This window comes from Chitinophagales bacterium, from assembly GCA_020636495.1.
Classification (GTDB): domain Bacteria; phylum Bacteroidota; class Bacteroidia; order Chitinophagales; family Chitinophagaceae; genus UBA5543.
Map to the genome: position 1 here is coordinate 1,480,847 of JACJXQ010000008.1, position 23,550 is coordinate 1,504,396.

Sequence of the window (23,550 nt, forward strand, 5' to 3'; positions counted from 1 at the left end):
AGTTGTTAAATGCCATTGATGTGACGTTTTTTCGACGGTTTTGCAACGCAATTTAAATGGTGTTGCGACAGCAATTAAGCGCTGTTTTGTACGCGATGTCTCTCCGTATATGCATTTTTGTTCATGATTAATAATCAGCAAAACTCACCTGTGTGGAAGGCATATTTAAGACTAATACCCGCATCCATATTTATTTCGCCGGTAGTGTTTCTGCATTTCGAAAAAAGACAAGGCAACTAGATCAAAATGTCAATTGTCGAAAAAATGTATATAAAAACAATCAGTGTAACAATAGGGCTTAGGTATAGCCATATCCCCAATAATAAAAATAACTACCGGTATGAAAAAAACTTCAATCAGAATTCTGCTATGCATGCTTTTAGCTATGTTGCCAGGGCAGACGACATTTGCAACACTCAGTGGTACCTATACCATTGATCCCGGAGGCACTGCCTCTTCAACGGTCTATTTGAGTCTGACGTCTGCTATTTCCGACATTACCGGCGGTACACGTGCTGATGGAGGTACACCCAATGGTGCAGGAGTAAGCGGCCCTGTTATTTTCGAACTGGCCAGCGGCTATACCAGCTCAGGAGAAACTTTTCCATTAACTCTTGGCGCGGTAAGTGGTGCAAGCAGTAATAATACAATCACAATTAGACCTGCAAGCGCTGTTAGTTCTATGCTGAACGTAAGTGCAAGCAATGGCACAGCCATTTTTTATATAAATGGTGGTCAATATTGGACGGTAGATGGTCGCCCTGGTGGTAGTGGCAGTAGCAAATTACTGACCATTTCCAACACAAACACAGGTGGGTCGACTGTAAGGTTCATAAACGAAGGAAGTAACAATACACTTCGTTACTGCCGTATACTGGGTAATAACGGTAGTACCTCTTCAGGCGTAATTGATTTCGCTACGTCAACTGCTACAAACGGAAATCGTTCTAATCTGATAGATTATTGTAATGTTGCTGATACCTCATCAAAACCTACCATAAGTATTTATTCTTCCGGCACAAGCGGCAAGGGTAATGATAGTAATATCATCAGCAATAGTGAAATTTATAATTCTGCACAATACAAAGTGCAGCTTACCAGCATAGGTGGTACCGGATGGACAATAAGTAATAATAGTTTTTATAACAATTACTCATCCGGTACTTCCAACCAATATTTCATTTATATTTTCGGTACAGGTGGTCATACTATTAATTATAACTATATGGGTGGTCAACAGGCAGCATGTGGCGGTAGCGCTTGTGCGCTTGGTAACGCTGACGGAGAATATCATATTATAAACCTGGAAAGTTCAACAACAACCAGTACGGTCCATGGTAATACTATACAAAATTTTGTGGTTACCAGTGGTAATTCCTGCAACTTCTATTGTGTCTATTTATCAGGAGTAAATGCAAACATTGATAGTAACGTAATGGGCCATGCAACTACTACCAATAGTATTGTGGGTGGCAATACAAGGCGTACAAAGGGAGTGTTTGCACAATCGCAGGGTTCAAGTAACAGTATTTCTGTTACAAATAACATCATTGCCAATATATCGGGCTCGTTTCCTGTGGGGATATATGTTAGTGGCGGTAGCGCTACAATAACAGATAACCAGATCTACAACCTCTATCAAAAAAATACCAGCAACAGCGGTACTTTTGCACATGCATATGGCGTTTATCTTGCCATCGCCAACTCAACAAGTGTACTCAATAATAAGATATATAATATTGCCAATGCCGCTACATCCTCAGGTACAAACATCTTCGGAATATTCACCGACAATGGTTCAAGTGCACATATTTCAATAATAAACAATGTTATATCATTAACAAATGGCTCATCTACTGCAAGCCATAACGTGATAGGAATTTGGGAACTAGGCAGCAGTACACGAACGATCAATTACAACAGCATTTTTATTGGTGGTACAGGTGCTGGCGCTACCCAAGCCTGCTATGCGCATGTGGGAAGCAGCACCCCCGCAGTACGTAACAATATTTTCTACAATGAACGCACTGGCAACTCCTACGCAATTTATGCAACTTCAAGCGGATGGAGCAGCAGCAGTAGCGACTACAACCTGTTTGTGGTAAGCAACCTCAGCAGCATGGGGTTTTATGGTAGTACGAAAACGTTAGCGCAATGGCAGAGTAGTCCCGGCTGCGATGCGAATAGCACGGTAGTATCAAGCAGTACGTTATCAGCTTCAGCGTTATTTACAGATAGTGCGAATGGAGACCTTACCATTCTTTCCGCAGCGAGATCTTATGTAATTGGAAAAGGTACAACTGTCAGCGTCACTACTGACTATGACGGAACCACGAGGAATAGCCCGCCTTCTTTAGGTGCGTATGAGTATAGTTTCAACACATGGAATGGATCTACGTGGAGCTTAGGTGCTCCGGATTCTACAACTGATGTTGCTATTGGCTCTAGTACTGCTCCTGCTACTTTTAGCTGTAACAACATAAATATCAATAGTGGTTTCACTCTCAATACCGGCACCAGCGATAATGTAACCATTTATGGCAATTTGACTAACAATGGGAACGGCGCTACAGGAACGGGTACGATAACGTTTACCAAAAATGGTACGGCTATTATCAGTGGCGATACCTTTGATCACCAGGGTACTGTAGTTGTAGAGTCAGGTTGTACGCTTACTACCAATAGCCTGCTGCGTTTATTGTCAGACACCACTGCAACAGGAACGATCGGCGAAAGTGCAGGAACGATATCAGGCAACGTCTTTGCACAACGCGCCAATAAGGCGAAAAAATGTTACAGGTTATATGCCCATCCGTTCACATCTGCTATCGCACTGAGCCAGGTAGTAGAAGAGATAGATATTACAGGTACCGGTGGGGCAACAAATGGCTTCACAACCACGTATACCAATGCCTCTTCAGCCTATTGGTTCGACCCTACTGCTGCCGATACAAGCACCAGCAGTGTCAACAGTGGCTGGACAGCCTTTACGTCTGCCAACACAGCCAGCTGGGACCAGTATGAGGTGATGCTGATGTATGTGCGTGGTACCAAAGGCGAGGGACTGACAGCAGGAGCCTACAACCCTTCTGCGTCTATGTTCGAGGTGTACGGAGGGGTTAACCAGGGTACACAGGTGGTAACACTCACCAAAGGAACCAACACCAGCTTCGGAGTATGCGGCAATCCTTTCCCTTGCGGTGTGCAAATGCAGAATGTGAGTGTAGGCAGCAACATCGGTGCCAACTACTATGTATGGGATGCATCTTCAGGTGTAGACGGCGCATGGGTAACCAATGCATTCTCTAACTCGTACATACTGCAGCCATTCGCGGGTTTCTTTACTACGCTTACAGCTACTGATAATATCACATTCGAAGAGCAGGATAAAGCATCAGGAGGTTCCACTGTATTCAAAGGGACGGCACAATCAAACTGGGTAGAACTGCTCATCAGCGACAGTACGACCAAATGGGACAGGTTGCTCATCAACTTCGATGACAACGGTATGGACGTACACGACAATAAGGACGCAAAGAAACTGTATAACCCCAACCTGGACTTCTATACACTATCGAAAGATAGTACAAGGCTGGCTATAGATGTTCGCCCTTATGCTGATAGTTCATCTATTCCCCTGGGGCTGAATGCATACAACAGGTACAAGAAGTATGTTATTAAAACAGGCGACTTTGATATACCTGCCGGTACCAAGCTATACCTGCACGACAAATACCTGAACAAGCAGGAGGAAATGAAACAGGGTTTTGAATACTGGTTCGATGTTACTTCAGATACCTTATCGCAGGGCAACCAACGCTTTGAGATAAACATGGTGGGTAAGCCGACCAACAGCGTAGCAAGTGTGAACAGCGCAACCCCAAAGATGCAACTGATACCTAACCCTGCTTATGATGAAGTGAAAATATCCTTCGATAAGGTAGAAGGTACAACGGTCATCCGCCTCACAAGTGTAACAGGACAGGTAGTATACAGTACAACTACTGAGGGTAGCACGGGCAGTGTAACTATACCGCTGAACAACATACCATCAGGTATTTACATAACCGAACTGCACAGCAAGAACGCACGGTTCACTCAAAAACTCATCAAGGAATAATCAATCGTTTACCTCCCGGGTTTACTGCCGAGTAAGCCCGGGTCAAAATATTTTGCAATGATAACAAGTCAAACAACCAAAGTGGTACTGCTTACCATATCGTTCATCTGTTTTGCCCTATGTCTTGCACTGGCCCAGGGACCCGGTTTTCCTGATGCACCTGTCGATTCACCCTTTGATGGTGGTGTGATAGCAATAGGTGCTGCAGCCGCTGTATATGGTGCAAAGAAACTGCTGAAAAGAAAATAATAAACTGATATAGGATCAACTAAAAGAGGCAGGACTATTATCCTGCCTCTTTTAATTATAATCAGTTATCACCTGCAAGAGCTTTTTTCTTTGCTCTTCCTTGCCGGCCTCCAGGCTTTGCATAACATGTTCCAACATAACTTTTTCATCAGGCGGTGCGTAATGTTCGTACCTGTTCAGGAAAGTGAGTAAAACACAACTGTCCATATAGTCGCCCAGCAGCAGTGCCAGTGCTGCATGATCGTTCCCCGACGAAATATAGGACGATGTGTACACCAGGTCTTTCAGCAGTTTGCGTATCGCATGTATGGCCTCATCCGTTATCGTTCGTGTGCTGATGTTTTTTACAGCGGTTATATGCTGCCTGTGCCACACAATTAACTCTTCTCGTTTCAGTTTGCCGGGCATATCTACGAAACTGAGCTTATAGATACGGCTGAAAGAAACCTGCTTGTATATGTTGTTATAGATAATGATCGCCTCTTTTATTTCATCCTGTATATGTTGCAGGTAATGTGCCGGCAGCGTATTGTATTGTAGAAAGTATGCCGACACGGTCTTATGATGCAGTTGCAGGTCGCGTACAGCACCCGCTGCTGTATATAATTGTTTCAGTTGTTTAGGTATAGTTCTTTTATATCCTGCGCTTGCTTCCATGCGCAACAGGGCTCTTAACTTTTTATATTTCACTCTGAATTTATGTATCTCTTCCTCATCATGAGTAGCGGCTGCCAGGCCCGCATGTCGTTTTAGGGCGCTCAGTTTTTTACTGACATCCTTATCCAGCCTTTTGCCCGATGTAAAGTAGAGATGCATGCCCTCTAAATTACAGAATATGCAGATCTTATGATATCTCCGTAGCACTCTGATGGTACGTTGCGGTGTACCCGCTGCTACCGGTCTGTGACCGGGGGTAAAAAATAACTTCTGTTTTATATGAAGTTGTAACACACTATTATAAATATCTATTGGTAATAATTTAAAAAATGATGTATATTTGGTATGGCATGTACCTGCATGTAATGTACCTGCATGTAAATGGCTCTACACTCGGCAGCAACAATGGTGCATGGTATCATATCAGGTTCTTTATTTACAGACACTTATTTGTGTAAATGTTCACCATAAAAACTCTTGGCCTCTGCATCTTCGTGGCGGGTACAGGAAGATTTTTTGTTTCATTAAAAATGGAAACATTTGGAAACAAATGCGGGAAAGCAAACATAGCTGCACATATTAGTTACGCATAGTCGGAATGTATATGTATTTGTGAAATTGACTACACCCCTCCCGAAACAGTAAAAAACGATACAAAACGATACAAAAACACCTGTTTTAGGGATATAGACCATATGGATTGTGATTTGCTTAATGTATAATGGTTCTGAGATCGGGTATTGCATTTTTAGGTTTTCAGTTTTCACTTTCGACTTGCCCCTGGCTATATGCTTCTTTTTCGTAATTCCATATTAAAAGCGTAACTTTGCGCCTAATTTTTATGTAGCTTATGGTGAGTTGTCTTTAGTTGTATAGTGTAAAATATTCATAACTAAAGACTTATGACCTACGACCAATAGTATGGCAGAACGGTACGCAGAATTTAAGGGATTGAACATGCCCTCCATCGAACAGGACCTCCTGAAACGCTGGAAGGACAACGATATTTTCAGGAAGAGTGTAGATAACCGCAACGGGCAGGAGCAGTTCGTTTTTTACGAAGGACCACCCAGCGCTAACGGTATGCCCGGTATTCACCACGTTATTTCCCGTACGCTTAAAGACCTCGTTTGCCGCTATAAGACGATGCAGGGTTTCCAGGTGAAGCGTAAGGCCGGTTGGGATACGCATGGCCTTCCCGTAGAGCTGGGTGTGGAAAAGGAGCTGGGTATCACAAAAGAGGATATCGGCACTAAAATATCTGTAGAGGATTACAATATGAAATGCCGCGAGGCGGTAATGCGCTATAAAGGCGAGTGGGAGAGCATAACAGAGAAGATGGGCTACTGGGTAGACATGAGCGACCCTTACATCACCTTCGACAATAAGTACATCGAGACCCTGTGGTGGGCGCTGAAAGAGCTCTACAACAAAGGGTACCTCTATAAAAGTGTCAGCATACAGCCTTATAGTCCTGCAGCGGGCACCGGCCTGAGCTCGCACGAACTGAACCAGCCCGGCACGTATAAGGATGTAAAAGACACTACGGTTGTGGCTATGTTCAAAACGGTGAAGAACGAAAGATCGCAGATGCTGTTTGATACAGCAGGCAGTGATGAGGTGTACTTCATGGCATGGACGACAACTCCGTGGACACTGCCCAGCAACTGTGGCCTGACCGTAGGTGCGAAAATAGATTACGTACTGGTAAAGACCTTCAACCCGTACACCCACCAGCCTACCAACGTCGTGTTGGCGAAAGCACTGCTGGGTAAATACTTTAAAGAAGAAGGAGAGAACGGCGATTTTGAGGGGTATGGTGCAGATGTGAAGCTGCTGCCATGGAAGATATTGACAGAGTTTAAAGGAAGTGAAATAGAAGGTTGCCGCTACGAGCAACTGTTACCTTACGAAGGTAATACAGCTGAGATAGCAGGCGGAGACCCTTTCCGTATCATAACAGGCGACTTTGTTACTACGGAAGACGGTACAGGTATCGTACACACTGCCCCCGCTTTTGGTGCTGATGACTATAGAGTTGGTAAGCAGAACAACATCGGTATCCTCACAATGGTGGATAAAGAAGGTAAGTTCAGCGACTACATGGGCGAGTTTAGTGGGCGTTATGTAAAGGATTACAAGAACGACCCTGACTACAAAGATGTGGACGTGGATATAGCTGTGAAGCTGAAGCTGAGTGGCCACGCGTTCAAGGTGGAGAAATATGAACACAGTTACCCTCACTGCTGGAGAACGGATAAACCGATCGTGTACTACCCGTTGGATGCTTGGTTCATAAAAACCACAGCTGTAAAAGACAGGATGATAGAACTGAACAAGACTATCAATTGGAAACCCGCAGCTACAGGCACAGGTCGTTTTGGCAACTGGCTGGAGAACATGGTGGACTGGAACCTGAGCCGCAGCCGCTTCTGGGGTACACCTTTACCGGTTTGGGTGAGTGATGATGGAGAACATGTGAAGTGTATAGGCAGCATAGATGAACTGATACAGGAAATGGACCACGCCAATACGGTGCTGGATATCAACCAGAGCCTGGATCGTGATAACCTGGACCTGCACAAACCATTTGTTGACCAGGTGATACTGGCAACTGCTGACGGCAAACCTATGCACCGAGAGCCTGACCTGATAGACGTATGGTTTGACAGTGGAGCTATGCCGTATGCGCAATGGCACTACCCGTTTGAAAATAAACATGACCTGAAACACAACTTCCCGGCAGACTTTATAGCCGAGGGGGTGGACCAGACACGTGGATGGTTCTACACACTGCACGCACTGGGCGTGATGCTCTTTGACAATGTAGCTTACAAAACCGTAGTATCAAACGGCCTTGTGCTGGATAAGAACGGAAACAAAATGAGTAAGCGTGTTGGCAACGTGGTAGACCCGTTTGAAACAATTGAGAAATATAGCGCCGACGCAACACGTTGGTACCTCATCACCAATGCCAGCCCATGGGACAGTATGAAGTTCGACCAGGCGGGTATACAGGAGGTACAGCGCAAGTTCTTTGGTACATTATATAATACATATCAGTTTTTTGCATTGTATGCCAATGTTGATGGCTTTACATTCAAAGAACGTTATATACCTGTTAACGAACGACCTGAAATAGACAGGTGGATACTTTCTGAGTTACATTCACTGGTACACAGGGTAACGGATTACATGAATGAGTATGAGCCTACGCAAGCGGGCCGTGCCATAGAATACTTCCTGGACGAGCAATTGAGCAACTGGTATGTACGCCTCTGCCGCCGTCGTTTCTGGAAGGGTGAGTATGAACAGGACAAGATAGCTGCATACCAGACGCTGTATGAATGCCTGGAAACCATGAGCTTCCTGATGGCTCCGGTAGCGCCTTTCTTCAGCGATTGGTTGTTTACCAACCTGAACAACGTGACCAACCGTTATGAAGCTCAGTCGGTACACCTGGCAGAGTTCCCGCAGGTAGACGACAGTGTGATAGATAAAGACCTGGAAGAACGTATGCAACTGGCACAGGACGTTTCATCGCTGGTGCTGAGCCTGCGTAAAAAGGAGAACCTGAAAGTACGTCAGCCGCTGCAGAAGATACTGATACCCGTGCTGAACAAGCATATGCAGGAGCAACTGCAACTGGTAGAAGAACTGGTGAAGAATGAGGTGAATGTGAAGGAGATACAGTACCTGGTAGAAACGGAAGGTTTCATTAAGAAGAAGGTAAAGGCCAACTTCAAAACACTGGGTGCTCGCCTTGGTGCTAAAATGAAAGCCGCAGCTGCGGCAATAACGCAAATGGGGCAGTCTGAAATAAGCGAACTGGAACAGAATAATACGTATAACTTAAAAATAGAGAACGAAGAAATAGTAATTAGTATAGGAGATGTAGAAATAATAGCCGAAGACATTCCGGGCTGGTCGGTTGCCAATAAAGACAACCTGACAGTAGCGCTGGACATAACAGTAACCCCTGAGTTGCAGGATGAGGGCAATGCCCGCGAACTGGTGAACAGGATACAACGTATCCGCAAAGATTCAGGGCTGGAACTTACAGACAGGATAGCCGTACAGGTAGAAGAGTATGAAACATTAAAATCAGCGATAATAAATTTCAGTGACTATATTTGCACGGAAATTTTGGCGGATAATATAGAAATCGTTCCTCAGATGCAGTCTGGTACTGAGATTGAGGTGAATGATGTAACTCTTAAAGTGTTAATTTCTAAAAATTAGAAAATTATGGCCACAAAAAAGAAAACTGCAGCAAAAAAGGCTGCACCGGCAAAGAAAAATGCTAAAGCCTCAAAAACTGTGGCACCTAAGAAAGCTGTAAAGAAGGCAACTCCTGCTAAGAAAGCTGCTCCTGCAAAAAAAGCAGCAGCTAAAAAGAACGTAACAAAGAAAGCGGCTCCTGCAAAGAAAGCCGTAGTGAAAAAGGCGGCGCCTTCTAAAAAATCTGCACCTAAAAAAGCGGTAGCCAAAAAAGTGGCACCGGCTAAAAAAGTAGCGGCTAAGAAGGTTGCGCCGAATAAAAAATCGGTCACAACTAAAACAAAGGCAACTAACGTGAAAAAAGACACGACGAAGAGTACTACTAAAAAAGCAGCTCCTGCCAAGAAAGCTGCTGTGAAGAAAGCTGCACCTGCGCCAAAGGCTGCAGCCAAGAAAGCTGAGCCGGCTAAAAAAGCTGAGGCTAAAGCAACAACTGCCAAAAAAGCAACTGCTCCGAAAGCAGCAGCTAAAAAGGTAGAAGCAAAAAAAGAAGCTCCGGCAAAAGTGCTTAAAACTGCTACTACTGCTAAACTGAGCAAGCCAGCAGCCACTGTACCTACAGAAAAGCCAAAACCAACAAGGCGCAATGCACGTGAAGAAGGTAAAACACAGGTTGTAGTGGCACACCGCCGCCTGGAGAGCAAAAAAAATACTGAAAAGTCAGGCAAGACGATGATCAATTATCAGCCGGAGTTTACACGCTCTATATTGGATGCACCTATCGAGTCACAAGGTCCTGTTTACCGTTATAGTGATGAAGAACTGAATGAGTTCAGGGTATTGATTACAGGTCGCCTGGAAGCCGCACGTAAAGAGCTGGCTTACCTGCAGGGTCTTATCACCCGCAAGGATGAAGCCGGTACTGAAGATACAGAGAACCGTTATATGAATATGGAAGATGGTAGTGGTGCAATGGAGCGTGAGCAACTGGCACAACTGGCCAGTCGCCAGATACAGTTCATCAACCACCTGGAAAAGGCAATGATGCGCATTGAGAATAAAACTTACGGTATCTGCCGTGTTACAGGCAAGCTGATAGAGAAAGCGCGTCTGCGTGCTGTACCTCATGCTACATTGAGTATCGAAGCTAAAAAGATGATGTCTTCAAAATAGTAGATGCTTATAAATAATAAAAGAGCCGCACTGATTTACAGGCGGCTCTTTTATTATAAAAAAAGTGTGTTTTAGTTTACCAGCAGTATATTCACACAACGCTGAAGTATGTTGAAAGCAATTTCAGCCATCAGGTTTTCCTTGTCAAGTGTTGGGTTTACCTCTGTCACCTCAAAGCAGCAAATCTTATGGTTCTGCATAAAGGTTGCCAACAGGTCTTCTGCTTCACGCTCGCGCAGGCCATTGCTGACAGGTGTGCCGGTGCCACGGGATATGGAGCTGTCTAATGAATCAACATCGAATGAGATATAGATATCATCACAATTGCTCAGGTGCAATAGGGTAGACCTTACAACGCTTTCTACGCCTTTCTTGCGTACTTCCTGCACAGGAATGATCTTAATGCCATGTTTTTTTATCAGGAATTCCTCTTCCTTTTCGTAATCGCGCAACGCAATAAAAACGATATCTTCGGGTTGTATCTTGGGTTGTATCTTGCCTATGTTCTTTATCTTTTCCCATATATCTACCGTAGTAGCGTCAGGTGTGTGTACTTGGTTTTCCAAGTTGTCGTAACCAAGGGCAGCAGCAAGTGGCATACCATGCATATTACCTGAAGGGGTAGTGTAGGGTGTATGCATATCGGCGTGTGCGTCTATCCATATCACCCCTAGCCTATTCTTGGGCTTAGCCATTTTTATACCTGCTATTGTACCGCCCGCAGTGCTGTGATCGCCGGCAAGTACCAGCGGAAACAGGCCTGATTTCAGGGTTTTTTCAACAGCCGTAGCCACCCTTTCGTACATAGTGTATACTCCCTTTATCCTTTTTGCATAGGGAGAGGCTACAGGCTCATATAGTAAGTGGTTCTCTGTTTCGAGGTTCTCTGTCGGGAAGTTGACGAAGAAACTGCTCATAAAATCCAGTGCTGCTACTTTTATTGCATCTACGCCAAGGCTGGCACCACGTGTTCCGGCACCAATTTCAGAACGTACTTCTATGATCTTTATATTGCGCATACAGGGTAAAGATAAGATTAAATACAAAATGACTTTAGAATGGATAGCCGATGGCAATATTCCATACAAGGTTCTTCTGCCACCATTTGTTATACAGCAGGTCAATATCCTGTACTATCCAGCCTTGCTTCAGATAGCTTTCAGATACGATGCTGTTATCGCCAGGTACTTTCAGTGGAATAGCGGCATCTACCCTCAGTACAAAAAGGCTGGAAATATCTATCCTGATACCCAGTCCACCGTCTACAGCAAAGTCACGGTAGAGGTTCTTGAAATGGAATTCAGCATCAAAATAACTGGAAGATTTATTGGCCAGCCATATATTACCGGCATCGGCAAATGCAGCACCGTTGAATTGCAGCAAGCCACTGAATAGTTTAAATATGTTGAAACGGTATTCTCCACTCATTTCTATTTTTATATCGCCTGTACGGTCGATGAATGCGGCGGATGTGTTGTCACTGGATGTGGCTCCTGTTGTATCTACATAAGATCCCGGTCCGAGTGTACGTATCTTCCAACCTCTCATACTGAACGGGCCACCCACGAAATATTGTTTCAGGTAGGGCAAGGTTGAAGTTTTGCTGATGCCATAAGGTACACCAATACCACCGGAAAGGCGCAGCGCAGTTGTGGAGTGTTTTTGTTTGATATAATGTCTCAGGTCATAGTCAAGTCTAACATATTGTGAGTAGCTGGCTGTAAGGTTGGGCGATACTTTGTTCAGCCCGCCTACAAGACCTCCTGCTTCTTCTATGCCCAGCCTGATATAGCTGTAGTCATCATAGAATTTTGCCTGTGCAGCATTACTGTATATCCAGGTGATATTTTCACCTTCAATGAACGTTTCACGATAACTGTTTCTCAGAAATTCATTGGTGTCCAATCTTGCCTGGAACTGATCGGAAGTTTTGATAGAGATATCGTTGACAAAGAATGGTGACACTTCCCAGTTTTTTGTACTGGTTTCCCGCCATTTGTAGGTGAATCGTGATGTCAGGTTTACCAGGTCGAAAAAAGTAACACGTTCCAACAAGTTAGCACCCAGTGCAACTTCTGTACGCGGTGTGTTGCGTATGCTGTACCGCTCTTTTCCTATCGGGAACAGGAATTTAGGAAACTCAAGACTGGTATTGATACTTGCTGTACGGGTAAGCAGGTGGAACTGCCCCGCACTGTCTACCTGGCTTTCTACACCACCGTTAACAGTGGTGGTAAATAAATTAGCGCCTCGTGCTACGTTGTTGTTACGGAAGCTTAGAGTAATACCACTACCCAATGTATAGGTAGTACCTGTAGAGCCTTCAAGGTTAGCACTGTAATCATATTTTTTGGCCCTGCTCATCATTACAACGAAGTTCAGCCATTGCAGGCCACCTTCATCTCTGGTGCTATCTTCGATATATATTGCTCTTACTGTCGAAAATACACCAAGTTGATTCAGTTCTGTAATGGTCTTATCATAATCGCTTTGTGCATAGTATTTGTCAGATGATACAAAAATATGGTTATGTATCACCTTTGAACGTATATAGTAATCATGATAGCGAAAGGTAGTTTTCTGTATTTTTTTAACGATCATAGTGCTGTCTGTAGCATCACGCTTATCCTCAAAATCGGGGAAGACATAGATCTTATTTACAGCACAACGCCTGAATGCTTTGTCCTCCCCTTCGCTGGTTATGTTAATGTAAATATCAAGGGTGGGGCGTGTCTCTTCCTTTTTTGAGATAAAGTCGGTTGCACTCGTCAACACGTTTTCTTCTATTCTTTTGTATTCTTTTTTAGTAGTGTCTAATACAAAGCTTATATTATTATTTGAGAAGTAGTAATATCCTTTTTCTTTCAGTACAGATGTGATCCGGCTTCTTTCTTTTTCTACCAGGTCGGCAGAATACGCTTTGCCTGAACGCAAAAACGTTTCGCCGAATGCTTCGCGTACAAAGGATTTTACTGCGCTGTCCTTTATCTCTTCGAAGTAGACACGTGATATTAAGTAGTTGATACCTGTATTTACTTCATATGTCACAGATGCCTTTTTTCGTTTCTGGTTGAATACAGTAGTATCTTTCACTTTTGCGTAAAAATACCCCTGGTGAAACAGGTAGGATTCCATATAGCTTTCAGACTGTACTATGGTAGTGCTGTCGTAAATTACGGGTGCCTCAACAGAGCGTGATTCAAGCTGGAAGTTATTACTGTCATTCTGGTACTTGTTGTAGCGCATGTTGTACAGGAATAACTTTGGTTTGAACCCATCTACTATGAATGAAGAGTTGGGCTTTTGTACGATAGCCCCCAGCAGTTTATCGGTAAGTTCGGATTTTGCTGTGAGATATTTATTGGATGTAAATTCAACTGAGTTGCTTTTTAACAGGTACTGACCCTCCTTTAAGTGACGGGCACTGTTGCAAGCACTATGGGCTAATGTGAACCAGCCGAGAGCCAATAATATATATATCCTTATTTTATGAAGCATGTACCTGTTAAGGACAATTAGATTTAGTTTTGCTGTTATGTTATCAAATGCGCAAAGTAAGTACATTCGGTCGTTAAGTCAGCAAAAATACCGTAAACAATATAAGGTATTTCTGGCTGAAGGTGATAAAATTGCCCGTGAATGGCTGGCAACTGCAGGACCTATACAAATGATAGTGGCCACTGAGGATTGGGCAGAAGAAAATAAACAGCTGATTCATGGCCATTCAGAGGCGGAATTATGTATTGTAACTGCAGATGAACTGGAACGGGTATCAGTGTTACAGGCGGCGCATAAGGCATTGTTGGTAGTACCTTATCCTCCAATTGCTGCTGAACTACCAACATCAGGTTGGAGTATTGTAACCGAACGGGTGCAAGACCCCGGAAACTTAGGAACTATCATACGAATTGCCGATTGGTTTGGTGTGCAGCATGTAGTGTGTTCGCCTGATTGTGCAGACTTTTATAATCCTAAAGTAGTGCAGGCAGCTATGGGAGGGCATCTGCGTGTACAACTACATGTAACGGAATTGGTACCGTTTGTAAGGGATACTGATCTTACTACTATTGCAGCAACACTTGGCGGGACCAGCATCTATGAAATTGAAAAGCCGGATAGTGGCATACTGATGATAGGCAATGAGTCCAAAGGGTTATCAGATGAAATCTTGCAATGTGCAGATATGAAAGTGACCATTCCAAGGCTCGGAGGAGCTGAGTCTCTAAATGCCGGTGTGTCGGCAGGTATACTTACGGCTTTTCTGGCAGGGCGTTAAAATAATGGTAAAACGACTGCTATTCGCTATTCCGGCATAGGTATTGGATTAGTATTGGTATATTTTTATATGCTAAAAGCCATGTTATGAAGAAAATATTAACGATACTGGTACTGATACTTTCTACAGTTTCGATTTATGCCCGTAATGATGAGCGTAGTGTACTTGAGGTACGCCTCAACGATCATTCCCCGTTAATTGTAGTAATAGACGGCAGGGATTATAACAAATACGGCCGTACGATAACAATCGGCAATCTGCCTAAAGGCTGGCACAATATCAAAGTATATCAATACAAAGAGTACAAAGATGGAGGAGGCAGGGCGAAAACAATATATTCAGGCCGACTACGTATTGACGCCGGTACCGTAACCCGTTGTGTTGTTGACGTGCAGAATAACAGGATGCGTATTAATAGCATGGATATAGAAGATGCATATGTGGAATATGACCGCCTGGAAAATAATGACCATTATGAAAATAACAACAACCAACTGCTGAATGATGACCTGAAAGACCTTCAGGCAAGGGTAGAAGAACGTATTTCTGACTCTGAGAAGCTGAAATTAATGAAGTCAGTTTTGGAAGGCCGTACTTATTATAGTGTACAGGTGCGAACTATGTTAGACTGGCTTGCATTTGAAGGCAGCAGGTTAGACTTTGCCAAATGGTCGTACGATAGGATAATTGACAAAAAAGACTATTGGAAGCTGGAGGACGTTTTTACATTCAGCGCCTCAAAAGATGAATACAATAAGTATATCAAGTCTCATTAACTGAAGGGGCCGGCTTGTGATATACCCTGTTGTAAGTATAACCTGTTACCAGCCCGATAATTGTACCTAAAATACCTCCTATCAATACATCTCCAGGGAAGTGGACTCCCACGTATATTTGGGCGTATGCCACTGAAAAGGCCCAGAGTAAGGCCACTACCCATACCCAGCGAGCCTTTTTTCTGAGGCTTACGGCGCTGAATACACCCATGGCAAAATGATTGGTGGCATGAGATGAAGGAAAGCTATGCCCGCTGCCGCATGGCACCAGCAGGTGTACTATATCTTTTATGTATGGGTTGTTACATGGCCTCAGGCGTATATAATAAGGTTTTATAATGCTGGCACTCACATAATCGCCTAATGCAAATGCCAATATAAAGAATACGCACCACATCCAGCCTTTACGTCCGTAGTTAAGCGGCATGAAGATCAGCAGGAACAGATACAATGGTGCCCATGTCCACTGGTTGCGTAGTACAGGCATCAGCAGGTCAAAGAAGTCGTTCACCCATTGGGTATTCAGGTAATACCATGCGGTAAAATCCCAATATATAAGCCAATCGTGTACTGCTTTCAGCATATTATTTTTTAAATATCATGATCAACCTCTTAGAATTAACGGGGTCGTATGGGTTCATATTATAATCCCCGAAAGTTCCTGTAAGTGTCAGGCCTGCTTTTTTGAATATTTCCAGGAAGTCTGACAAGGTAAAAGCAGCTACTCTTTCCGCATAATGATGTTGTTCTCCTTCTTTATCTGTTATCGTGATATCTTTTATAATGTGTTTATCTATGACCTTCTTCTTTATATCAAATATCAGTCCTTCTTTGGTCACCTGTGCTTCAGGTACCAGGTGCTCCAGTATATATGCAGAGTTCAGGTAGTCTATCACCAGTGTGCCGTTTTTCTTCAGTCCTGCAGCGAAGGATTTGGCCGCCATGACATTATCCCTGTTGCTGGCAAAATAGCCGAAGCTGGTAAAGAAGTTGAACGAGAAGTCAAAATAGTTGATATAGAACGGGAAACGCATATCATGCACAAGGAAATGCAGGTGGTCATGTTCCTGTAGCTTCGCCTGCCTGATACACTGGTATGAAAGATCGATGCCTGTAACATCGTAACCATGTTCTGCCAATTGGCGGGAATGCCGTCCTTCGCCGCAGGCAATATCCAGCATGCGGCTACCCGGTAACGGCTGCAAATGTTTTATCAGCGTTTCCACAAACTGCTCAGCCTCTGCATCGTCCCTGTCGCGGTAGAGTATTTTATAATATGCAGAACTGAACCAGTTTTCGTACCAATCTTTCTTTTTCATATGTACTGCGGCAAATATAGTGTTTCGGCCATGCCGGATGAAAGGCAAAATTAATCATGTATTTTTGCTGACTGCATAAAATAGAGAATAAATTACCTTTGCAGCCAATTATTGAAGAAATGAAACAGACTTTAAGAAGATTTTCCGTTCTATACCGTTTACCCTTAGCTGTTGCTTTGATACTGTTGGGGCTCTACCTGGGCTTTGAAGTGACATGGTGGGTAGCCTGGATACCTTTCCTGATAGCAATACTTACAGTTATAGCGCATTTTATGATCGGCCCTATGACGCTGATACAGAAATATGTGGAGGATGGAGATCTGGATGGTGCCAAAGCATTGATAGATAGGGTAAAGTATCCTAACCTGATGTATAAGCCTATACGCTCATCTTATTATATGCTGCGCGCCAACATATCTACCATGGGCGATGACCTGGACCAGGCAGAAGCTGACCTGAGGCAAGGACTTAGTAGTGGCATGCCTGAAAAAGAATTTGAGGGTACAGCTTACCTGCAATTGGGGGCTATTGCCTTTAAAAAAGGAAATACCAAAGAAGCTTATGAAAACCTGCGTAAAGCTGTGAAAATTGGCCTGCCGGATAAAGACAGTGAAGCTACTGCATACCTGCAATTGTCAGGCCTGTGTATGCAACGCAGGGATTTTCGAGGATCTAAGATGTATTTCACGAAAGCCAAGGCTTGTAAATCTAAAAACCAACAAGTGGTAGAACAGATAAACGAAATGGCCAAATACATGTCAAGGATACCGGGGTAATTGAGGGGGACGTAATAAGATATTTGAGGGGGCGATAGCCCCTTTTTTATTTCCTCTTACCTGTTCCAGGTTGAGGCCGAACCATTCTCTAATCCGAAATCATTAATGCCGCCGCTTGGCTCTTTTACTTTGTAACGCAACGTTACTTTCCCATGGCTGGGGTCGATATTGTCCCATTCTAAAGTGCCATTACCTTCAATAATATAGCCGTTGATATCCTGTTGCGGTATGGTCATGTTGTTGCCGTCAATATTTATGTTTACCATGTTGGACATAAACCTGTTATAGAAGTTGCTTACCTTGATAGTTGTAGGTGAACCTGATGTTACAGAAATTTCATATTGTGCAGCATTGGTAAGCGTGCCGTCTTCAAATACGGTCCATATGCCTGTATACCTGTCATTTATAGCAATTTCACATTTGTCGCCCTCATAGCCATCCGGGCAGTTGCATTTTCCGTTGTCACAGGTACCTCCGTTCAGACAATCAATGTTACTGCAAGGGTCTGACGCCGTTTCGCAGAACTCACCTTCGTAGCCTGTGGGGCATTTGCAGCTTCCGTTTTCGCAGGTGCCTCCATTCTGGCAGGTGATATCCTTACATTTATTGTTGCAGGATGCATATAGCACGAGCGAAAAGGCGAACAATGTAAGCAGCCCCGGAAAGATGAAGTTTTTCAACAGTTTCATATACAACGGGTGGTTGTTACACCAAATATATTGAAATGCCGGCAATGTTTATAGTGTTAACAGTCAAATGGCAATGTCGTTATAACCTGGCGATGCTCCTGCGTACTATAGCGCCCATTGAAGCACACTCCCTGAAACCATCATCATCGTAATGTTCTGCCAGTTCTTCCGCCAGTTGGGTTACTTTCTCAGGCAGCGAAATAATATCATTTTCCATGACCATGAGCAGGGCGTTGAGCCTGATATGCGCAGATTTGCTGCGCCGGGCTATCAATACACGTTCTTCTTTCTGGTATTGTTCTATATTCTCCAGTGTCAGGTGATCCTGTACCAGTTTTACCAAAGCATAGTTCTCTTTGAAGAACTGGGGCAGGTACAGGTTCTTCTTTCCTTCATAACTCTGTTGGTCAAAGTCGATGGCACGTATGCGGAACTGTACTTCCTCAAAATCGGGTGTGATATCAAATACATAGTTGTAAGAACGCATATCGCCCAGCAGGCGCACAAAGCTTCGCTCGTTGAACTTTACCAGTTCTTTGGCTATCCTTACTTTATTAAAATCATCATTAGCAATATACTGGTCAATGAATACATCGCCCGGAACACCTGCAATATGTTCCTCCAGCAGGGTGTTGTCATCTACAAAATAGTTGATACGGGAAGGGGAGAGTATATGCTCCAGTTCCAGCCCGTATATGCGTGAGGCGTCGGCACGTTTTATATAAAAATAATCATAGTTGTCGTTCAGGTTGTTGACGATCTTGATACGAAATGGATTGGAGTTGCCAAAGGTGCAGTAGTCTATTCGCTCAACGTGCAAATGTTTGTGCACGGGGGTATAGCCTTCCGTCCTCAGGATGGAGTACATAGCCTTAAGCCCCTCGTGTATCCGGTTCATATCGTTGGGGTTGTATAGGGCTGATATCCAGAGCGTGTCTTCTCCTTTTTTGTTGATGACTGACATGCCGGAGTCGAACTGGGTCAGTTCTTCATATCGTATGGGCAGGTCTATACTACGTGCGTTATGCAGCAGGTAGTTGGCCAACTGGTCATTTACAGGATAGCTGTGTTTCTTTTTAGATATCTTCTGTCCGTCGCCGGATGTTTTGCCGTACATGATGGTTACTTTTCAATATAATGTCAGAATAAAGATAGTTTAAATATATGCCTGACGGATTTTTGTTATTATACATAGTGATTAGTTTTTATTTAAAGGTCCTTGTTGTTTGAAACTGTTATTTTATATCATTTGGTATCGTTTTGTATCGAAATTTACCGTTTCCCAGGGGGCAGGTGTGATGCGCTTAATACATTTTTAAATATGAAATGTATAATATGGTTTGGTGATACTTGTAATTGTTTCTTTTTGTTTCCATTTTCTTGAGTTTTTTACGGTATGTCAAATTGCTTGTTGCGATGATCTGTCATTCCCGCTTGTTCGGAATAATAGTGTAAATATACGTAAAATTGCTATGATTGACAAGCTGATCTTGATGAGTTTTGGTTGGTCTTTTGACTACAGAAGGGAATAGTAGCCCCAGCTTAGAATCAACTTAGTTACTACGTAGTTGACTATCATCATGATTACATACGTCACCTTCCGTTCATTTCTTTTGCTTCTCCAAAAGAAACGAACCATAGAAAAAGAGCCCGAAATCTTAAGCTTCGAGATTTCGGAGTGGCCGTGACAGGCACCTGTGCTGCTGCTCTGCCGGGCAAATACGCCTTGATCGCTTACCGTATGGAATCGTACAATAGAGTATATAGGCATTGTGATCATTTTTCAGGTTTCGTGGTATGTTAAAGGGCTCGTGGTAATGATCTGTCACTTCTGCCTGTTCGGAATGAAAGCATAAATATACGTAAAATTGTTATTATTGTCAAGTTGATCTTGTTGGGCTTTGGTTGTTATTTTATCAATAAACCCGGCAGTTGTGTATCTTTATTTGTTAGTATAAGATAATACATAAACAAGACCAAATGAGAAAAGTAATTTCATTTATGCATATATCGCTTGACGGTTTTGCAGCAGGACCGAATGGAGAAATGGAATGGATCAAGGTGGATGATGAGATCTTTGAACATGTTGGCAAGCGGATAAGCGAAACGGACACCGCACTGTACGGACGGGTGACTTATGAGATGATGGAAGGTTACTGGCCCACGGCGGCAGACAAACCGAACGCCAGCCGGCATGACATTGAACATTCAAAGTGGTATAAAAATGCACACAAAATTGTCCTGTCAACAACCCTGCAAGACGAGGGATTGACTAATACAACCATTATCCGTGATAACCTGAGAGAGCGCATCAATGACATAAAACGATCCACAAATGGTGGGAGTGAAGATATATTGCTTTTTGGCAGCCCGACGGCCACACATGCGCTAATGCAATTGGGCTTAATAGACGGCTACTGGCTGTTTGTTAACCCTGTTATCCTGGGGCAGGGCATCCCGCTATTTGCAGGTATAAAAGACAAGGTGAAACTACAACTGCAGACGACAAGACCATTTGCCAGCGGGGTAACGGAATTGAGTTATGTTGTAGCGGGGGAGTGAGAACGGGCTGTAGAAGGAGTTTAGCTATTCGGTGTCCCGGTCATCTTTTAGTACCCTGAATACCGGTCACAGACCGGGTGATTTGATAGACACAGATGCCCGGTGGAACATCTGCGCTAGTGGTAGATTTAAGAACCTTGTCTGTTTAGAAGCTTGTCACTCAAAAAAATAATTTATATTTATAAAGCTTGTCGCTGATTAGGCTATGACAAATCAAGGATGAAAAATGCAATTAGAATAACGTCAATAATATCATACTTGCTTATCATACTTGCAGGACAAATGATTGGGCTTCCTTTTATAGTATGGTTGATTTTTACAACTTTTGAATTTGGGAACAGTGATCAGTTTTTTGCCATACTTGGGATTGTTGGGATAATGCTGAATCTTACAAAATGGCGAAACAAAACACCTATAATGCTTATCAGTTTTGCATTTATGCTGTCACCTATCGTAAGCAGACTAATTCAAGTACCAATCGAAATGTTTAACTATTTAGCCTTTCAAATTCCATTGACAATTTTCATAACAACATATTCTGCATTCATTTTAATTAACGTGAAACAGAATGCTTCTGGACAAGGTGATAAAATAGGCTGACACTAGAGAAAATTTGTAGGAAGAATAAAACCTCTTGGTATTCAAACCAATTACGATTGAAAATCAGCAAATTAGAAAAGAAGAAAAATAGCAGAAATAACAAATCCTCTGATAATCAGAGGGTTTTCTTGTGAAGTGAACCGTATGGTACATTTTTCGAACCGGTTTGCTGATGATTTGAAGGCTGTAAGCTGTTAAATGTTTCGTCTAAAGAAAATGACTTATTTTTTGCATATTCGTAATGTGCAAAATGGATTTACACGTTGCAGACAAATATCACAGGTATATGCACTTTATAACTAGAAATTTATTCATTCTAATCTTTTTTGTTAGTATAAAGGCACTTAGTCAACCGGCGGCTGATTCCCTTGGGCTTAGTCCCAAATATCCTATTAAGGTTGGGTCGGGAGTCAATGGTGGGCCAAGAAATGAGAGGATTTATCTCAAGAATCTACAAGATCCATCGGGTAGAAAAATTGTTTATAAAAGAGCAGGGGGGTGCTGCCAATATGAATTAAACGAAGCACCTTTAGGAATTGCCACAATTGATATATACAACATTGGATATCTGGATAATGACACTGTAAAAGACGTTAGAACATTATATTTGACTTATTACGAGTATGAAAGGCCTGTAAAAGCGCCATATGGCTTTGAGTTTATATCGAAATCTATTGGAGATTCACTTGAAGTAAATGAAACGACCGTTTACAAGAGATACGGCAATCAAAGCAAAGTTCTATTAAGTTTTGACAAGTTAAAAGAAGTTCCCATGTACATTTTTAATCTTAGTCAAATAGAAGAACTTTCAATCGCTTATAATGAACTAACAGAAATACCAAATGAAATAGGCAGATTAAATCGACTAAAAATATTAGAATTTCAAGACAATAAAATAAAAACACTCCCGAATTCAATTTCCACGCTGGATAGTTTGACCGAAATTTACTTCTGCAACAACATGAATTGGGAACTAGTTTTTACGGTATTATCAAAATGTAAAAACTTCAAATCCGCGATATTTTGGAATGTTGGATTAGACTCTCTTCCTTCTTCAATAACAAAATGTCAAAACTTAGAACGGTTAAATATAAAGGGTAATTCAAAAATTGATTTTGGAAAGGCGTTTGATATTTTGAGTGATTTGAAAAACCTAAAGGAGCTTACCATTTCATTTGAAACAAGCTCGATGCCTAACGGGATAAATAAAGTCCAATCTTTGGAAGTACTTAATATAGAACATTCTGAAATTAAGGAGATGTCAAATGACGTAGGGAGATTGAGAAATTTGAAAGAACTACATTTTAGGTATTGCGATGAATTAACGAAAATTCCCAGGTGTATTAACAATTGCAAAAAACTGAGTAAAGTAAGCTTGTACTCAATGCGTAAACCATTTGATTTTGATTATTCAATACAATCATTACAAGGCTTGGATTTGACATATCTTGATTTAAGCCAAGCGTGGCGAATTAAAATACCTAAAGAAATATACAATTTTAAAAAGCTAAAATTTCTAGGATTGAATATTTATGAAACCGATTCTATCCCAGATGGGATTGGTAACCTTACTAATTTGGAAGAAATAGTACTATCTCCGGCTGATTATAAATACATGCCGGCAGACTTCGGGAATCTACATTCATTGAAGAAAATTGATTTATCTGGCGTATTTCATATCAATTTTGAGAGCCTATTTTCGATACTAATAAATTTGGAAAATTTAGAAGAAATTAACATTGACTATGGAGAACAAAGGCTTCCAGACAGTATTTCCAGACTAAAAAGTATAAAAAGGATAATTATGACCAATTATAATAGGGAATTTGTATCACCTGAAGAAAGAGGCAGACACAAGCAACTACTACCGAATTGTGAATTTGTATATTAAAGATGCTAGTGGCAATTATAGAGACGTTTTGGTACTCGAACCAATTACGATTGAAAATCAGCAAATTAGAAAAGAAGAAAAATAGCAGAAATAACAAATCCTCTGATTATAAGAGGATTTTCTTGTGAAGTGAACTTCTTGATACTCGAACCGCCTTCTTTGACTTTTTTACATGGTTAATGTTCCTTGTAATTGTTACAGCTATCAACCAATTGCATATGCTCAGGGGATCATTACGTTG

16 protein-coding genes are annotated in these 23,550 nt (G+C 42.4%); 9 read left to right on the forward strand and 7 right to left on the reverse strand.

Annotated elements, in window-relative coordinates; translation table 11 throughout:
* The first annotated feature begins 340 nt into the window (after positions 1-340).
* Entirely contained in the window at positions 341-4,120 is a 3,780-nt protein-coding gene (locus H6550_06380) for a T9SS type A sorting domain-containing protein (protein MCB9045747.1), read from the forward strand.
* Positions 4,121-4,177: 57 nt separating this feature from the next.
* The gene (locus H6550_06385; GenBank protein MCB9045748.1) at positions 4,178-4,369 is read left to right on the forward strand and encodes a hypothetical protein; all 192 of its coding nucleotides are present in this window, start codon (positions 4,178-4,180) and stop codon (positions 4,367-4,369) included.
* A gap of 51 nt (positions 4,370-4,420) precedes the next feature.
* Here the strand turns inward: H6550_06385 and H6550_06390 are convergent, their stop codons facing one another.
* Positions 4,421-5,185: a CHAD domain-containing protein gene (locus H6550_06390; protein ID MCB9045749.1), complete on the reverse strand. Its 765-nt coding sequence runs from the start codon at positions 5,183-5,185 to the stop codon at positions 4,421-4,423.
* 762 nt (positions 5,186-5,947) lie between these two features.
* Here H6550_06390 and H6550_06395 point away from each other — a divergent pair.
* Together H6550_06395 and H6550_06400 are read left to right on the forward strand one after the other, a co-directional pair.
* On the forward strand, positions 5,948-9,268 hold the full coding sequence (locus H6550_06395; protein ID MCB9045750.1) for an isoleucine--tRNA ligase: 3,321 nt from the start codon (positions 5,948-5,950) through the stop codon (positions 9,266-9,268).
* A gap of 6 nt (positions 9,269-9,274) precedes the next feature.
* Positions 9,275-10,420: a TraR/DksA family transcriptional regulator gene (locus tag H6550_06400; protein MCB9045751.1), complete on the forward strand. Its 1,146-nt coding sequence runs from the start codon at positions 9,275-9,277 to the stop codon at positions 10,418-10,420.
* A 71-nt stretch (positions 10,421-10,491) separates the two neighbouring features.
* Here H6550_06400 and H6550_06405 read toward each other — a convergent pair whose 3' ends face one another.
* Both H6550_06405 and H6550_06410 read right to left on the reverse strand, forming a co-directional pair.
* Complete coding sequence (locus H6550_06405; protein MCB9045752.1) at positions 10,492-11,439, reverse strand: arginase; 948 nt, start codon at positions 11,437-11,439, stop codon at positions 10,492-10,494.
* 34 nt (positions 11,440-11,473) lie between these two features.
* A complete protein-coding gene (locus H6550_06410) occupies positions 11,474-13,918 on the reverse strand; it encodes a BamA/TamA family outer membrane protein (protein ID MCB9045753.1) in 2,445 nt (814 codons plus the stop codon).
* Between the two features lie 37 nt (positions 13,919-13,955).
* On the opposite strand from H6550_06410, the gene H6550_06415 reads away from it, so the two are divergent.
* Both H6550_06415 and H6550_06420 read left to right on the forward strand, forming a co-directional pair.
* Entirely contained in the window at positions 13,956-14,696 is a 741-nt protein-coding gene (locus H6550_06415; GenBank protein MCB9045754.1) for an RNA methyltransferase, read from the forward strand.
* 86 nt (positions 14,697-14,782) lie between these two features.
* A complete protein-coding gene (locus H6550_06420; protein ID MCB9045755.1) occupies positions 14,783-15,472 on the forward strand; it encodes a DUF4476 domain-containing protein in 690 nt (229 codons plus the stop codon).
* Here the strand turns inward: H6550_06420 and H6550_06425 are convergent.
* On the reverse strand, positions 15,459-16,055 hold the full coding sequence (locus H6550_06425) for a phosphatase PAP2 family protein (GenBank protein ID MCB9045756.1): 597 nt from the start codon (positions 16,053-16,055) through the stop codon (positions 15,459-15,461). The two genes, H6550_06420 and H6550_06425, sit on opposite strands and share 14 nt — an antisense overlap.
* 1 nt (position 16,056) lies before the next feature.
* A complete protein-coding gene (locus H6550_06430) occupies positions 16,057-16,791 on the reverse strand; it encodes a methyltransferase domain-containing protein (protein ID MCB9045757.1) in 735 nt (244 codons plus the stop codon).
* Positions 16,792-16,910: 119 nt separating this feature from the next.
* Here H6550_06430 and H6550_06435 point away from each other — a divergent pair, with 119 nt between their 5' ends.
* Positions 16,911-17,567 (forward strand): hypothetical protein, encoded by a 657-nt coding sequence (locus H6550_06435; protein ID MCB9045758.1) that lies wholly within the window; start codon positions 16,911-16,913, stop codon positions 17,565-17,567.
* 56 nt (positions 17,568-17,623) lie between these two features.
* Here H6550_06435 and H6550_06440 read toward each other — a convergent pair whose 3' ends face one another.
* Together H6550_06440 and H6550_06445 are read right to left on the reverse strand one after the other, a co-directional pair.
* On the reverse strand, positions 17,624-18,256 hold the full coding sequence (locus H6550_06440) for a calcium-binding EGF-like domain-containing protein (protein ID MCB9045759.1): 633 nt from the start codon (positions 18,254-18,256) through the stop codon (positions 17,624-17,626).
* A 79-nt stretch (positions 18,257-18,335) separates the two neighbouring features.
* Positions 18,336-19,373, reverse strand: a complete 1,038-nt coding sequence (locus tag H6550_06445) for a hypothetical protein (GenBank protein MCB9045760.1) — start codon at positions 19,371-19,373, stop codon at positions 18,336-18,338.
* Positions 19,374-20,236: 863 nt separating this feature from the next.
* Between H6550_06445 and H6550_06450 the strand changes: the two genes are divergently transcribed.
* Together H6550_06450 and H6550_06455 are read left to right on the forward strand one after the other, a co-directional pair.
* Complete coding sequence (locus H6550_06450; GenBank protein ID MCB9045761.1) at positions 20,237-20,818, forward strand: dihydrofolate reductase family protein; 582 nt, start codon at positions 20,237-20,239, stop codon at positions 20,816-20,818.
* An 850-nt stretch (positions 20,819-21,668) separates the two neighbouring features.
* Positions 21,669-23,309 (forward strand): leucine-rich repeat domain-containing protein, encoded by a 1,641-nt coding sequence (locus H6550_06455; GenBank protein ID MCB9045762.1) that lies wholly within the window; start codon positions 21,669-21,671, stop codon positions 23,307-23,309.
* The last annotated feature ends 241 nt before the right edge of the window (positions 23,310-23,550 follow it).

Bases quoted from the DNA above. Each gene is read 5' to 3' on its own strand.
- H6550_06380 (MCB9045747.1), top strand. From the start codon at position 341: ATGAAAAAAACTTCAATCAGAATTCTGCTATGCATGCTTTTAGCTATG.
- H6550_06445 (MCB9045760.1), bottom strand. From the start codon at position 19,373: ATGTACGGCAAAACATCCGGCGACGGACAGAAGATATCTAAAAAGAAA.
- H6550_06440 (MCB9045759.1), bottom strand. From the start codon at position 18,256: ATGAAACTGTTGAAAAACTTCATCTTTCCGGGGCTGCTTACATTGTTC.
- H6550_06395 (MCB9045750.1), top strand. From the start codon at position 5,948: ATGGCAGAACGGTACGCAGAATTTAAGGGATTGAACATGCCCTCCATC.
- H6550_06435 (MCB9045758.1), top strand. From the start codon at position 16,911: ATGAAACAGACTTTAAGAAGATTTTCCGTTCTATACCGTTTACCCTTA.
- H6550_06385 (MCB9045748.1), top strand. From the start codon at position 4,178: ATGATAACAAGTCAAACAACCAAAGTGGTACTGCTTACCATATCGTTC.
- H6550_06425 (MCB9045756.1), bottom strand. From the start codon at position 16,055: ATGCTGAAAGCAGTACACGATTGGCTTATATATTGGGATTTTACCGCA.
- H6550_06430 (MCB9045757.1), bottom strand. From the start codon at position 16,791: ATGAAAAAGAAAGATTGGTACGAAAACTGGTTCAGTTCTGCATATTAT.
- H6550_06400 (MCB9045751.1), top strand. From the start codon at position 9,275: ATGGCCACAAAAAAGAAAACTGCAGCAAAAAAGGCTGCACCGGCAAAG.
- H6550_06420 (MCB9045755.1), top strand. From the start codon at position 14,783: ATGAAGAAAATATTAACGATACTGGTACTGATACTTTCTACAGTTTCG.
- H6550_06390 (MCB9045749.1), bottom strand. From the start codon at position 5,185: ATGCATCTCTACTTTACATCGGGCAAAAGGCTGGATAAGGATGTCAGT.
- H6550_06410 (MCB9045753.1), bottom strand. From the start codon at position 13,918: ATGCTTCATAAAATAAGGATATATATATTATTGGCTCTCGGCTGGTTC.
- H6550_06455 (MCB9045762.1), top strand. From the start codon at position 21,669: ATGGATTTACACGTTGCAGACAAATATCACAGGTATATGCACTTTATA.
- H6550_06450 (MCB9045761.1), top strand. From the start codon at position 20,237: ATGAGAAAAGTAATTTCATTTATGCATATATCGCTTGACGGTTTTGCA.
- H6550_06415 (MCB9045754.1), top strand. From the start codon at position 13,956: ATGTTATCAAATGCGCAAAGTAAGTACATTCGGTCGTTAAGTCAGCAA.
- H6550_06405 (MCB9045752.1), bottom strand. From the start codon at position 11,439: ATGCGCAATATAAAGATCATAGAAGTACGTTCTGAAATTGGTGCCGGA.